This is a genomic window from Anaplasma marginale str. Florida (assembly GCF_000020305.1).
Classification (GTDB): domain Bacteria; phylum Pseudomonadota; class Alphaproteobacteria; order Rickettsiales; family Anaplasmataceae; genus Anaplasma; species Anaplasma marginale.
The window spans coordinates 590,681-604,495 of sequence record NC_012026.1 but is presented as its reverse complement, the minus strand read 5'-3'; the positions used below and the strand labels follow the sequence as shown (position 1 = coordinate 604,495).

At 50.0% G+C, this 13,815-nt stretch carries 14 protein-coding genes and 1 tRNA gene; 12 read left to right on the top strand and 3 right to left on the bottom strand.

The genetic code is table 11. The features are described from left to right. Positions 1–82 precede the first annotated feature (82 nt). The 6 genes from AMF_RS07570 (at position 83) to truA (ending at position 4,612) form a co-directional block, all read left to right on the top strand. Positions 83–165 (top strand) — tRNA-Leu (locus AMF_RS07570). Positions 166–240: 75 nt separating this feature from the next. Continuing rightward, positions 241–1,701: a F0F1 ATP synthase subunit beta gene (atpD, locus tag AMF_RS07565; protein ID WP_037348976.1), complete on the top strand. Its 1,461-nt coding sequence runs from the start codon at positions 241–243 to the stop codon at positions 1,699–1,701. A 69-nt stretch (positions 1,702–1,770) separates the two neighbouring features. After that, a complete protein-coding gene (locus AMF_RS07560; RefSeq protein ID WP_010264642.1) occupies positions 1,771–2,157 on the top strand; it encodes a hypothetical protein in 387 nt (128 codons plus the stop codon). Next, positions 2,154–2,813, top strand: coding sequence for a fructose-6-phosphate aldolase (gene fsa / locus AMF_RS07555; RefSeq protein ID WP_010267670.1), 660 nt, complete (start codon positions 2,154–2,156; stop codon positions 2,811–2,813). The genes AMF_RS07560 and fsa overlap by 4 nt, the downstream gene beginning before the upstream one ends. A 162-nt stretch (positions 2,814–2,975) precedes the next feature. Next, positions 2,976–3,872 (top strand): aspartate carbamoyltransferase catalytic subunit, encoded by an 897-nt coding sequence (locus tag AMF_RS07550; protein WP_010267668.1) that lies wholly within the window; start codon positions 2,976–2,978, stop codon positions 3,870–3,872. After that, on the top strand, positions 3,869–4,612 hold the full coding sequence (truA, locus tag AMF_RS07545) for a tRNA pseudouridine(38-40) synthase TruA (RefSeq protein ID WP_010264637.1): 744 nt from the start codon (positions 3,869–3,871) through the stop codon (positions 4,610–4,612). Before AMF_RS07550 ends, truA begins: the two co-directional genes overlap by 4 nt. Positions 4,613–4,657: 45 nt before the next feature. On the opposite strand, the gene AMF_RS07540 is transcribed toward truA, so the two are convergent. The 3 genes from AMF_RS07540 to AMF_RS07530 form a co-directional block, all read right to left on the bottom strand. Beyond that, positions 4,658–5,092 carry a hypothetical protein gene (locus tag AMF_RS07540; RefSeq protein WP_010267666.1) on the bottom strand — a complete coding sequence of 145 codons (435 nt, stop codon included), beginning with the start codon at positions 5,090–5,092 and terminating at the stop codon, positions 4,658–4,660. A 52-nt stretch (positions 5,093–5,144) separates the two neighbouring features. Further along, positions 5,145–6,746 (bottom strand): lysine--tRNA ligase, encoded by a 1,602-nt coding sequence (locus AMF_RS07535; RefSeq protein ID WP_012658971.1) that lies wholly within the window; start codon positions 6,744–6,746, stop codon positions 5,145–5,147. Between the two features lie 302 nt (positions 6,747–7,048). Further along, on the bottom strand, positions 7,049–7,753 hold the full coding sequence (locus AMF_RS07530) for an alpha/beta hydrolase (RefSeq protein WP_010264631.1): 705 nt from the start codon (positions 7,751–7,753) through the stop codon (positions 7,049–7,051). A gap of 199 nt (positions 7,754–7,952) precedes the next feature. On the opposite strand from AMF_RS07530, the gene AMF_RS07525 reads away from it, so the two are divergent. From AMF_RS07525 to AMF_RS07500, 6 genes are read left to right on the top strand one after another with little or no spacing between them, the layout of a single operon-like run. Further along, a complete protein-coding gene (locus AMF_RS07525; RefSeq protein WP_012658970.1) occupies positions 7,953–9,515 on the top strand; it encodes an aminotransferase class V-fold PLP-dependent enzyme in 1,563 nt (520 codons plus the stop codon). Positions 9,516–9,547: 32 nt separating this feature from the next. Next, positions 9,548–10,774 carry an IscS subfamily cysteine desulfurase gene (locus AMF_RS07520; RefSeq protein WP_012658969.1) on the top strand — a complete coding sequence of 409 codons (1,227 nt, stop codon included), beginning with the start codon at positions 9,548–9,550 and terminating at the stop codon, positions 10,772–10,774. An 8-nt stretch (positions 10,775–10,782) separates the two neighbouring features. Beyond that, positions 10,783–11,184 carry a Fe-S cluster assembly scaffold IscU gene (gene iscU, locus AMF_RS07515; protein ID WP_010267658.1) on the top strand — a complete coding sequence of 134 codons (402 nt, stop codon included), beginning with the start codon at positions 10,783–10,785 and terminating at the stop codon, positions 11,182–11,184. 7 nt (positions 11,185–11,191) lie between these two features. Beyond that, positions 11,192–11,572, top strand: a complete 381-nt coding sequence (locus AMF_RS07510; RefSeq protein WP_010267657.1) for a HesB/IscA family protein — start codon at positions 11,192–11,194, stop codon at positions 11,570–11,572. Continuing rightward, a complete protein-coding gene (hscB, locus tag AMF_RS07505; RefSeq protein WP_010267654.1) occupies positions 11,565–12,014 on the top strand; it encodes a Fe-S protein assembly co-chaperone HscB in 450 nt (149 codons plus the stop codon). Before AMF_RS07510 ends, hscB begins: the two co-directional genes overlap by 8 nt. Continuing rightward, positions 12,002–13,810 carry an Hsp70 family protein gene (locus AMF_RS07500; RefSeq protein WP_010267651.1) on the top strand — a complete coding sequence of 603 codons (1,809 nt, stop codon included), beginning with the start codon at positions 12,002–12,004 and terminating at the stop codon, positions 13,808–13,810. The genes hscB and AMF_RS07500 overlap by 13 nt, the downstream gene beginning before the upstream one ends. Positions 13,811–13,815 lie beyond the last annotated feature (5 nt).

Genomic DNA, 13,815 nt, shown 5'->3' with positions numbered 1-13,815 from the left:
GCCGGCAGATTGGTCTGTATATGGCTCTCTATTAAGGATTGACTTGTGTAAAATAGATTGTAGTATCTAGTTCGGTGATGCGGCCCTTATGGCGGAATGGTAGACGCGGTAGACTCAAAATCTACTGCCCGTGAGGGTGTGCTGGTTCGAGTCCGGCTAAGGGCACGTCAGGTTCCTTAGTGATCCACGGCGTGCTGGCTTGGTTGGGGTGCCGCTTCTGGATGGGTTATTGGGGTGCTAATGAAAGGAAAGGTTGCTCAAAAACGCGCGGCTGCCAGTCCGTCTGGTGTTGGTGAAGTCATCAGGGTGATGCCTGCTGTAGTTGATGTTGAGTTCCCTCACGGTGGCGTTCCGGAGGTCTTGGGTGCTCTGGAGAGCGAACTGGAATATGCTGGCGAAAAACTGGTGCTTGAGGTTGCTCAACACTTGGGTGATTGCATGGTCAGATGTGTGGCCATGGGGAGCACAGATAGCCTCTCAAGAGGCGATAAATTTATTAGTACTGGGAACCAGATGATGGCCCCGGTTGGCAGAGGTACCCTAGGTAGAGTTTTTGATGTTTTGGGCAGGCCGATAGATGGCTTGGGGAGCGTTAGCTCCGATGTAGAATTTCGCCCCATTCACGCGAAGGCTCCAAGCCTGTCTGAGCAGCGAGTTGCTGCAGAAGTGCTCGTTACTGGCATTAAAGTTGTGGATTTATTGGCCCCATACTTAAAGGGTGGTAAGGTTGGGCTGTTTGGGGGAGCCGGCGTTGGGAAGACTGTGCTGATTATGGAGCTGATCAGCAACGTTGCAAGGGCCCATAAGGGATTTTCGGTTTTTGCGGGTGTGGGTGAGCGTACCCGTGAGGGTAACGACCTATACCGTGAAATGGTAGAATCTGGGGTTATTAGCAGAGACGAGCCTAGCAAATCTCAGGCCGTTTTGGTTTATGGCCAGATGAATGAACCACCCGGGGCCAGAATGAGGGTGGCCCTCACCGCTTTGACCATGGCGGAGTATTTTCGTGATTCTGAAGGGCAGGATGTCCTGTTCTTCGTAGATAACGTGTTTAGGTTTACGCAGTCTGGTTCGGAAGTGTCTGCGCTTTTGGGTCGGATTCCCTCTGCGGTTGGTTATCAGCCGACTCTTGCTGCTGAGATGGGTGCCATGCAGGAGAGAATTACCTCCACTAATACTGGGTCTATTACTTCAGTTCAGGCTATATATGTCCCCGCGGATGACCTGACAGACCCGGCTCCCGCCGCATCTTTTGCGCACCTAGATTCTACCACGGTATTGTCTAGGCAAATTTCAGAACTGGGTATATACCCCGCGGTCGACCCGCTTGAGTCCACCTCTCAAGCCCTGTCGCCTGAGGTTGTTGGTAGTGAGCACTATGAGGTTGCGCAGGAGGTCAAGCGCATACTACAAACGTACAAATCTCTGCAGGATATCATTGCCATTCTTGGTATGGACGAGTTGTCTCAGGAGGATAAATTGCTGGTTGCAAGGGCAAGAAAGATTCAGCGGTTTTTGTCCCAGCCATTTCACGTGGCAGAGGTGTTTACCGGGCATCCAGGGAGCTTTGTATCGCTTGAAGATACAGTGCGTAGCTTCAAGGGGTTGGTAGAAGGACAGTATGATGATCTGCCGGAGGCGGCCTTTTACATGGTGGGTGGTATAGACGATGCGGTGAAGAAAGCCGCATCCCTGAAGTAGCATGCCGGGCTTACTGTGTGCAAGCCCTGCGGTTTGTGAATTGTTTATGCGCTAGGTTGTTGGGTTGTCATGGAGTGTTTTAGCGTAGAGTTTGTTTCTCCGGAGCGTAAGCTCACTTTTGCGGATGTGTGCTCCTTGTCTGCGCGCACCCCTACTGGGGCGCTTATGGTAATGGCGCATCACGAGCGAGCCGTTATGGATTTGCTACCTGGCGGAGTTGTGTTAAGAGATGCCAGTAGTGTTATTGATATCGTAGTGGTGTCCAATGCCGTAATGAGTATTAAGGACAACACCTGCAGCGTAATGGCCGATATTATCGTGCTGTCTAAGGATTGCGCCGAAGAAAAACTTCTGGGTGTAAGGGATGTGATAGAAAAGGCAACGCACGATGGTGGGCTTCTTGGTGAGCTTGCCCGGGTCGACTTGGAATTTATTAATCGGGTATTGAAAGGGTGAAGATCTTTTTGGACACTGTGGATACGGAGTCCATGTCCGTTCTGTGCAAAACTGGTATTGTCGATGGCGTAACCACTAACCCTTTGTTGTTGTCTCGGGCTGAGAAGCCAAGTAGGGAGCTACTTGCGGAGATATGTAAGCTGGTGGCAGGTCCTGTCAGCGTTGAGGTAATTGCTACTGATGCAGATGGTATGGTTAATGAAGGTTTGCAGCTAGCTCAGATTGCGGAAAATGTTGTGGTGAAATTGCCCATGACTTTTGACGGCATATGCGCCTGCAAAACTTTATCTAGCGTCCACAAAGTGAAGGTGAACGTCACCCTGTGCTTTTCGGTCACTCAAGCAATATTAGCTGCCAAGGCTGGGGCGTACTTTGTTTCTCCATTTATGGGTAGAATTGACGATCTAGGCGGCAGCGGGGCCTCTTTGATTGAGGATATAAGCTGTGTATATTCCCAATATGGCTTTGCTACACAGATTTTGGCCGCATCTGTGAGAAGCCCTATGCATGTGGTCGAAGCTGCCAAGGCTGGAGCGGATATCGTCACTGTCCCCGTGGCGGTCTTCAAGCAGCTCTTTTTGCATCCGCTTACTGATCGCGGCTTGGAAGACTTTTTGAAAGCGTGGGGCAATTCCGGCAAGAGTTATCTTGCTTAACGGCAGTTGGCTGCACACTCATGTTTTTGTCTGGGAATTGTTTGTGTTGCCCGGCTGTAGTCGCGGGTGCCAGAAAGGGACGGCTGTGTGCCGATAATTTCTTTATTTTCACTCTCGAATGATGTTAAATTCACCCGTCAAGACTGAATACGTATTGCTTTTATGGGAAACCTGAAGAAGTTGCTGCGGGTCTCGGACCTGAGTGATGAGGATGTGGAAAATCTGCTCATCTTAGCGAACAAATATATGGCGCAGGAAGCGAGCGATGAGGTGTTGCGGGGAAAAGTTATAGTGAATCTTTTTTTTGAGAGTTCCACTCGTACCCTGCTTGCATTTGAGATCGCGGAAAAGGCGCTGGGGGCCATATCTGTGACGCTAAACGTTGCCATGTCTTCAATATGTAAGGGGGAAAGCATATCAGATACCATGTCTACTATGGCTGCTATGGGGACTGATTTAGTGGTTGTGCGCTCTGATCAGAGTTGTATGGTTGATGAGATTGCCAAAAGAGCTGGTGATTGCCTGGTGATTAATGCCGGGGATGGAAATCACGAGCATCCCACCCAAGCGATTACTGACTACGCTACCATACGTTCTTTGAAAGGTGGGGAAGTGCGTGGACTGAAAGTTGCGATATGCGGAGATGTGTTTCACAGCAGGGTCGCGCGGTCAAACATAAGGTTGTTGTCCAGGTATGGTGCAGATATAAGAGTCGTAACACCGATGCGCGTGGATCATGTGCCAGATGGAGTGTCATTGGTGACTCGCAGCTTGGAGGAGGGCATTGAGGGGGCAGATGTCATAATGCTGCTGAGAATACAAAGAGAGCGCATGACGAATGGAGATTTTATGCTAGATAAAGAATACTCTCGTCTTTATATGCTGGACGAGAAGTGGTTATCCCTTGCAAAGGATGATGTGATCGTCATGCATCCAGGCCCAATGAACAGGGGCGTTGAGATTTCTGACGAGGTGGCTGATAATCACTCATCCGTGCTGTTTCAGGTTAAAGTTGGGGCGGCCGTGCGCAAGGCGGTTCTACACTACATGTTGGGATGAGGTACCGAGCTGTTGTTGAGTATGACGGCACTGCTTTTATAGGGTGGCAGCGCCAGAAGGGTGTGGCTGGGCGGTCAGTGCAGGAATCAATTGAGGATGCTATATATCGCCTTTCCCAGCAGCATGTGACAGTTTTTGCCGCAGGTAGGACGGATGCTGGCGTGCACGCGCTTGGCCAAGTTGTGCATTTTGACCTCAACACCTCGCTGCAAGACTATGTCATAAAAAATGCACTCAATCACTATTTGCGGTCAGATATGGTCTCCATTCTCTCGCTGGAAGAGGCTGCAGAAGGCTTCCACGCCAGGTTTTCTGCCAAAAAGCGGCACTACATGTACAAAATTGTGAATAGGGACGCGCCTCCGTGCTTGGATCGCCTGCGCATGTGGCACGTACCCAAGCAGTTGAACGTATCCGATATGCAAGAGGCCGCAAGCCACATGGTTGGTGAAAAGAAAGACTTCGCAAGTTTTCGTGCAAAGGAATGCCAGTCCAAATCTTCTGTGCGCACAGTGGATAGGATTGACTGCGTTAGGGAGGGAAATAATATATTCGTGCATGTTTCTGCAAAGTCTTTTCTACATAAGCAGGTTAGAATTATTGTAGGTACACTAGTCCAGTGTGGGCATGGAGCATTTCCCCCGTCTTATGTATTAGAGATACTGGAGCGCAAGAACAGGGCAGCGGCCGGAATCACCGCACCACCACACGGATTATATCTGGTACTGGTGGAATACTAAAACACCCAACAGCTTGCACCGAAAGTGCGAAATATCCACGATTGGCTATTGCGTTTTGCTACGGAATGGAAACTTGCTGAACATGCTCTCTATCCTTCGCCAAGCCCCGTCATTAACTCCGGTGATTGGTGTGCTCGTGCTCTCGATCTTTGGTAAGCGCCCCATAGGTGTGTTCAGCCGCTCAATATTTGAAACTGTGCCGCTATCGCCGTCAAAAGATATCTTCAAAACGGTGCAGCTGTACTTCCTGACAACAGATGCAACAACCCCACGAACCTCGCAGGAAGGGTACAGCCACGCGTCCCCATCGATAATTACTGGTGACCCAAGCAGTCTTACAACGTCGGGCTTTTGTTCACCTATTTTGACCTCATCCCAGAACTGTACGCCCGCACTCGGATATCCATGATATTGCACGGATGAAAAAAAACATCCTCCCACAGCAAGCGCCGCACAATACAGAACAAAAAACCTCAACATCACGACAGACCTCGGAAAACAGATCGCAGGATAGCACCCCCATTTTGCTCTGTCAATTGCTACTGTCCGCAGATGCAGCCTTTTTGATGAGCTCTACTGTGTTGCCTACTCCGTAGAGCTTTACGAATGACCCAAACCTCGGACCGTCGCTCTGTCCGAGCAACACTTCGTACAGCATCTTGAACCACTCCCTCAGATTGTTCGGCAGATATTTTTTGCCGACAGCAAAAACGTGATTCTGTACGTCAGTAGAGGTGTCAGCATCCCTCACCGTTGCCAGCGTTTCCGCTAGGTCTAAAAGCATGCCCCGCTCATTTTCATCAGGGGCCCTGTATGACCTATTTGGCATTACAAACATGCGGCAGTAAGCAACGGCACAACTTACCAACTTGCTCAGAGTAGCAACATCGGCTCTAGAATCAATATCCCCCCTATAGCGCCTTATTAGCTTCCACAACATCTGCTCGTCTTCTGCGTTGCACGCGGAGGCTATGTTTATTAGCAGGCAGAACGTCAACTCACACAGCTCGATGCTCGGAACCTTGCCGTTGTGTATGTGCCAAACGGGATTGTCTTTATTAGGAGTGCAGTTGTATTCCTGGACCAGAGATAGGTAATCGTCAACAAATTTCGGTACAACATCAAAACACAAGCGCTTTGCCCTTTTCGGGTTTTGGAACACATATAGCGCCAAGCTCTCGTAAGGAGCACAAGATAGCCACTCCTCGACGGAGAAGCCATTTCCTTTGGATTTTGAAATCTTCTTGCCGTCTCTATCGAGGAAAAGCTCATACGGGAACAGAACAGGAGGGGTTTTCCCTAAAATTTTACACACCTCAGCGGATGGCTTTACCGAGGGCGTCAGATCTTTCCCGTGTGCTTCGTAACGCACATCAAACGCCGCCCACCGCATGCCCCAGTCCGCCTTCCATTGCAGTTTGCAGCGTCCGCCAGTTACAGGTGTTTCTACAAGATTTCCATTGCTGTCTTCATAGAAAATCGTCCCGCTAGTAACGTCTATTTTTACTATGGGAACCTGCAAAACCTGCAACGTTTCGGGACACACTGGCAAGAATGGACTATAGGTTTTTTGGCGCTCTTCCCCGACCGTGGCGAGCAGTACTTTGGTCGCTTCGTCGTAATTTTGCAATAACTTTAGCAGTACAGAATCGTATACCCCAGATTTGTAGCACTCGGTGGCGCTTTTGAGTTCATATTCAACTCCGAACCTATCGAGGAACTCACAAAATATGTGGTTCATGTGGTGCCCATAGCTCTGATGGGTACCGAATGGATCTGGGATAGATGTTAGCGGCCTGCCTAGACATTCAGCTACCATGTCATATTGTGGAATGTTTTCCGGAACCTTGCGCAGCCCATCCATGTCGTCCGAAAACGCTAAGATCTTAGTTGAAGTGTTTGGTGAAATCTCACGCAATGCGTTAGCCACGAACGTGGTTCGCACAACTTCACCTAAGGTTCCAATATGTGGTAGCCCGGAGGGCCCATACCCGACGGACAAGATTACCTCTCGTTCTTCGCCAAATGCTTGGAGAATTCTCTCCGCTTCTTTGAAGGGCCAGGAACTGTGCACCACTGCTTTTCCTATGAAACAAGCGAGATTGTACAATACAAAATTCCCGCCTTCAACCACCGCGTCGTCACTCTGGGAAATCCGTATGCCGCAAGTTGGCCGGCGCTAGACGCGGTGAACGTGTAACGCGTATGAAACCCGTCTCTCTTGCATGTTTAAAGGATGTATCGGCCGCTGCGTGCACCGTGGCAGCACAGATGCTCTGGGCCTTAACGCACATACGCCCAACAAGTCCTACACTTCCAGCATGTGCAAGACAAAAGCCGAACCTGGGTAAAAAACTGCTGAGATGTAGCAAAAGCGACCGCCCGTGCCTCTTGGTTTACAGCGAAATGCGGCAGGAATGTACCGCGAACCCTACACTACCCAGCGTACACAGGATGCTTGCCCTTGATCTTCTTATCAGAAAACGCCTGCTCGCCTCCAGCTGACATTCTGGACTTTATATATGCATCAACCACCTCGTTGAGTTGGCTGATATGATCACGGAAAAAGTGGTCTGCCCTTTCCACGACGTAATACTGCATATGCTCACTCTTAATAGAGGCGCTCAACCTTGACGCGAGTTGAGAAACCGCCGCTTCCTCAGCTATACTGTCATTATCCCCCTGAATTATCAACCCAGGGACAGGGCAGGGCGAAAGAAACGAAAAATCATATCTGTTTGCTGGCGGAGATACCGCAACAAACCCGTCAACTTCTGGCCTGCGCATCATAAGTTGCATAGCCACCCACGCTCCAAAGGAAAAACCCGCAACCCAAAACGATGAAACCGAAGGACTGTTGTTCTGGAGCCAATCCGCAGCTGTTGCGGCGTCACTAAGTTCTCCCACGCCCTTGTCAAAAACACCCGCAGACTTGCCAATGCCACGAAAGTTTATCCGAAGGACGGAAAAGCCGTTCACGGCAAATACCCTGTAGAGGTTGTATACTATCTTGTTGTCCATGCTCCCACCGTACTGCGGGTGGGGATGAAGTATCAGCACCAAAGGGGCGTCAGCATCCCTGCTTCCTGTATATCGTCCCTCTATTTTGCCCGCGGGCCCATTAAAAAAAACCTCTCGCATTCCTACCTACCAGACCTCTACCATACCGCCACAGCCATCTTGCAGGAAAAACCCACTTGACACGGGGTATATTATCCACTATCACTGTACACCGTGAAGATGCTAACTAAAAAGTTCCTTCTTACCAAGGGTTTTTTTAATCCTTCACCTAGCTCCAGTTGTTGCTTTTGCCACTACGCGCGTTTAGAGTGAGGCTACCATGTTGATGACCACAAGGTTACGTTACGCTGTGATGTTCATGGTAGGGTTGCTCAACCAGGGGCAGCCGGGCGGTGCATTCAAGCCGAAAAGAGCCTCCTCCATAGCCGACAAGCAATCCCTCTCTGAGGGTTATTTGGAGAGGGTGATAACATCTCTGAAAAACAAGGGGCTAGTAAAATCGACTAGAGGACCGGGTGGGGGATACTCTCTTGGAATGCCCCCCGAGCATATAACGCTGGATTTACTACTGGACTCTGTTGGGGATAAAGTCAGAATGGTCAGATGCGGGAGCGAACGCGGGGGTTGCTTGCCGTTTCCTGGCGTAAGGTGTAACAGCCACAATTTGTGGGATGGCATCGAGAGGTATGTCATGCACTATCTGAAGAATACTTCCATTTTGGATGTGTTCAACAACAATCTCAGGGTCGTAAACAGCGATGACGGCTATATATATGCAGATTACAACGCAACTGCCGCAGTGAGCGCACAGGTACGACACAAACTGGGTAATGAGCTGCTGTTTGGAGGCTTTTATAATCCGTCCTCGGTGCATAGATTGGGACAAAAGACCAGGGGGGTTATTGAGGATGCGCGCAGAACGGTTGTCAACAAGCTCGATGCTGCGGGGTATGATGTAGTATTTACCTCCTCTGGCACCGAGGCGAACAATTTGGTTTTCAGGAGTAGCGCCGGATACGTGCATATTATCTCCGCCATTGAGCACCCTTCCGTGATGAACGCGGCGACGGATCCCATGGTGATTCCAGTCAATGGTTCGGGAGTAGTATCTCTTGATGCTTTAGATGGCATTTTGAGCTCGCTTGGCGGGAAAAAGGCCTTGGTTTCTGTCATGTTGGCTAACAACGAAGTGGGGACGATACAACCGGTTCAGGAAGTTGTAAAACTTGCGCGTAAGTACGGGGCTGTGGTACACACTGATATCGTGCAGGCTTGTGGGAAGATTCCAGTGAGCGTGCTCGGGTTGGGTGCGGATTTTGTCACTATTTCTTCACACAAAATTGGCGGGATACCTGGTGCTGGTGCACTGCTTTTCAATGGCAAGAACGTTCAAGTAGAGCCCATGATATTTGGTGGGCTACAAGAGAGGGGTTTGCGCGCTGGTACGGAGAACGTGGTAGCGATTTGTTCCTTGTCCATAGCATTGGAGGATATACAAGCTTGTGTAGGTAGAATGTCAGCTGTAAGGCAAATGCGCGATCTATTGGAGAAAAAAATCGGTGAACTTGTGCCTGAATGCGTGATCTTTGGGCGCGATGTAGACAGGCTTCCCAATACTACGTGCGTTTCCATGCCTGGTGTTAGCAAAGAGCTCCAGGTTATGGGCTTTGACAGCCACAAAGTAGCGATAGGCGTTGGGTCTGCGTGCTCTTCAGGCAAACCCGGAGCCTCGCACGTGCTGTCTGCGCTTGGGGTCAGCGATGAATGTGCGCAGAGCGCTGTCAGAATTAGTTTAGGGCCTGGTGTGACCGAAGCTCAGGTTTGTAAGATCGCCGATTGTTGGTATGGAATCTATAATGGCTTTCGTATGACGGTTAACTAGGGCTCGTGTATGGTTAGTAGGAGGTTACAAGTATGACGGGGAGCAAGGGAGTACAACCTCCTGTGTTTTTTGATTACCAGGCTACCACTAGGGTAGATGACAGGGTGCTTGAGGTCATGGTTCCGTACTTTCGGCAATTCTCTAACCCGCATTCGCGCAGCCATTCTTTTGGATGGAGGGCCGAGTCTGCAGTGGAAGTTGCTAGGGAGCAAATTGCGGAGTCAATAGGTGCGGACCCCAAAGAGGTTATATTCACCTCTGGTGCCACGGAATCTAATAATTTGGCCATAAAAGGACTGGCGCGCTTCTATAAAAACAAAGGAAATCACATCATTACTCTGAAGACTGAGCATAAGTGTGTGCTAGATTCGTGCCGCCATCTTGAGACCGAAGGTTTTGAGGTAACCTACCTTGATGTGCGGGGAGATGGCATATTGGAGGTAGACAAACTCGAGGCCGCAATAAGGGACGACACAATACTCGTGTCCGTCATGACGGTAAACAATGAAATAGGGGTCATCCAGCCCATCGGTGAGATAGGTAAAATATGCAGGAACAAGGGTGTGTTTTTTCACACTGATGCGGCCCAGGCGCTAGGCAAGGTGGCTATAGATGTTAATAGCATGAACGTGGACCTGCTGAGCATTTCTGGGCACAAAATATACGGTCCTATGGGGGTGGGCGCGCTGTATGTGCGCCGCCGCAACCCGAGGGTGCGCCTGGTGCCATTGCTCAGTGGGGGAGGGCAAGAACGTGGCATGAGGTCTGGTACTGTGCCGACGCCCCTGGTGGTCGGTCTTGGTGAGGCGGCTAAGATAGCTGTGCAAGAGATGGAAACCGAGAATGAGAGGATACGGGGGTTGCGGGACGTGCTTTACAACAAGATTAAGGGGGAGCTTCCCAATGTGGTTCTGAATGGGAGCTACTCCCAAAGGATACCGGGAAACCTGAATTTGAGCTTCTCTTATGTAGAGGGGGAGTCTGTCATTATGGCGATTAATGACTTGGCGGTGAGCTCAGGTTCCGCGTGCACTTCTGCTTCTTTGGAGCCGTCTTATGTGCTACGTGCACTTAATGTAGAACAAGATCTTGAACACTCATCCATAAGGTTTGGAATAGGTCGGTTTACCACGCTTGCAGAAGTTGAGTACGCAGCGGATTTGGTGATACGCAGTGTGCGCAAGCTGCGTGAGATGAGCCCTCTATGGGAAATGGTACAGGAAGGTACCGATTTGAAGACTATTAATTGGGATGCATAGGAGGATATATGAGCTACAGTGATGCCGTATTAGATCGCTGCAAGAATCCGCAAAATGTTGGTTCTCTGCCTAAAGATGATCTAAACGTTGGAACCGGGTTAGTTGGGGCTCCGAGTTGCGGAGACGTAATGAAGCTGCAGATAAAAGTAGATGAAAATGGCACAATAGTTGATGCCAAGTTTAAGACATTCGGGTGTGGGGCCGCGATTGCCGCAAGCTCGCTAGCCACGGAGCGCATAAAGGGCAAGACGATAGAGGAGGCGTGCATGCTGAAGAATACCGTTCTTGCGAAGGAGCTGTCTCTGCCCCCAGTAAAGATACACTGCTCTTTGTTGGCCGAAGATGCCGTGAAGGCCGCAGTGCACGATTATAAAAGCAAGCAGCAGATTGCCAAAGGGGATAAATGTTGAGGTGCTTATGGAGCTAAGCATTGAGCAAAGCAACCAGGGTGATAGCCGCTCTCCTATTGTTGTGACTGATGCAGCATGGCGTAGAATGAAGGAGCTGCTTACAGATAAGGGGGACCCTGATGTCGCGATTAGAATTCTTGTAAAGCAGAAGGGATGCTATGGGTTTAAGTACCATATCGAATATGCATACGGCGCCAGGCCGCTAGAAGTGAAAGTTGAAAAGGTGTTCGACGGGTTTAAAGTTGTGGTACTGATTGAGCCGAAGGCTATGATGTTCATCCGTGGTACCACGGTCGATTATTATAGCGACAGGTTGTCGTCCGGTTTTGTTTTTAAAAACCCCAACGAGAAGGGCAGATGCGGATGTGGGGATAGTTTTTATGTCTGAAAACTACTTTGCCTTGCTTGGTTTAGAAGTTAATTTTTTCATAGATCTCAAAACTATGGAGAGGAACTATGTAGCGATGCAAAGCAGCATGCATCCGGACTGTTTCTCTGATCCCGCCAAAAAAGAGTCTGCTGTTGTGCGTATAGCGGAGGTGAATGAGGCATATTCTGTGCTCAAATCCCCGTTAGCAAGGGCGGAGTATATTCTAGAACTCAATGGCACAAAGCTGCAAAATGAAGACCGGAACAACCTTGTGTCTGAGGTATTTGACACGTGTGATTCTCAGGATGCAGAATCTGCGATCACGTCAGAAATATCAAAATGTCAGGAACTTATGGGGAAGTTCTTCGCGATAGGTGACATGTACCAGGCTGCGCTGCAAGTTGAGAAACTTAAATACCTGAAAAAGCTAAACAAGAGCGGGGCCGCATGCAGCTGTTAGATATTACTGAGCCTGAAACGACGAAATGGGACGTTGCATTCGGAATAGATTTGGGTACAACCAACTCCTTGATCGCCGTTGTAGAGCATGATGGCAGCGTTAAAGTTTTTGAGGATCCAGCCGGGCGCTCTCTGATTCCCTCGATTGTTGAATATACCCGCGATGGAGCGGTCAAGGTGGGGCACGACGCGAATCCTTTGCGTGCTTTGCGCTCCACAAAACGCCTGATGGGCAAGCTCGCCAAAGATGTACACCACAGCCAATTTTGCGGCGCAACGGTTACAGATAAAAATGGCAGCGCAGCGCTTAGTATTGGCCAAAATAAGGTAGTAACGCCAGTCGAGGTTGCTGCAGAGGTGCTCAAGCGTCTTGTTGAGTTAGTCAAGAGCTGCACTGGTCAGGATGTTACACATGCTGTTATCACCGTTCCTGCGTATTTCGACGAAATTGCACGCAAGGCAACCAGAGATGCCGCTAGGATGGCCGGTATTGAGGTGTTGCGGTTGCTGAATGAACCAACTGCTTCTGCGCTATCGTACAAAGTTGAGCAGGCCGGTGATGCGGAAGTGTGCGTCGTGTACGATTTTGGGGGCGGTACTTTCGATGTTTCCGTGCTAAGGCTCCATGATGGGGTTTTTCAAGTACTGGCTACGGGGGGAGATACCAATCTTGGGGGAGATGACATCGACCAGTTGCTCGCAGAGCTGGTTGTGGCACAGTATGAAAGTTGGAAGCGTGAGCGGGTTTGTGGCGATCCGTACGCTGACGGCTTAGTGCTTGACGCCTGCAATGCCAAGAAGGCCTTGAGTGGGAGAAGCGGCGGTGCCTTCGAGTTTAGAATATGCGGTGATGTTTTTCGGTGCCATATCACTGATGCCGAGTTCACCGAGGTTGTAGATAAGGTGGTTTCCAAGACCATGAAGATTTTGGAGCAGACAATCTCCGATGCTGGGATCGAGCCGTGTGACGTTTCGAGAGTGATTTTAGTTGGAGGATCCTCCAAAATCCCCCGTGTGAAAGCCGCACTGGACTCTATATTTTGCGGGAAGGTGTTCGATAGCGTCGATCCCGAGAGGGCTGTGGCCGTTGGAGCCGCACTTCAGGCGTATTATCTCTCAAATCCTGCTGCTACGGGCAGGAAAGTGCTAGTAGACGTTATACCCCTTTCTCTGTCCCTTGAGGTTATGGGAGGGGCCGTCGAAACCATAATACCTCGAAATACTCCGGTGCCGGCTCTTGTGACACAAGAGTTTACCACGTATACTGACGGCCAGACTGCTATACATATACATGTGTGTCAGGGGGAGCGAGAGATGGCCGATGCTAATAGGTCTTTGGCGAGGTTCGACATTGGGGTGCCTCCCTTACCTGCGGGTGAGGCTAGGGTGAAGGTGGAATTCAGAGTTGATATGGACGGTCTGCTGGTTGTGTCCGTCCGCGAGAAGTCTACTGGCTTGGAAAAGTGTGTAGAGGTGAATCAACTGGAGGGTATCACGCCTGCGGACGTGGAGCGGCATGTACTTAGTGCAGTAGAGAATTTTGATGAGGATATGATTGCTAGAGAGCTCAGTGCGGAGAGGCTAGAATGTGCACGCATTGCCGAGCTGCTGGAGGGGGCACTGGCTAGTGAGCGGTTTTCTGGAATTATGCTGCAGGAAGCAAGTGATGCGCTGTCTGAGGCTAGGAACGCGATGTCCGGATCAGACGCGAAGAAGATGCGCGACGTTTCCAGAAGGATTAAGACGAGATTTGTTGATTGTGTGGGGCAAGATGCCCTTTTACATGAAGAGAAATAGTAGCT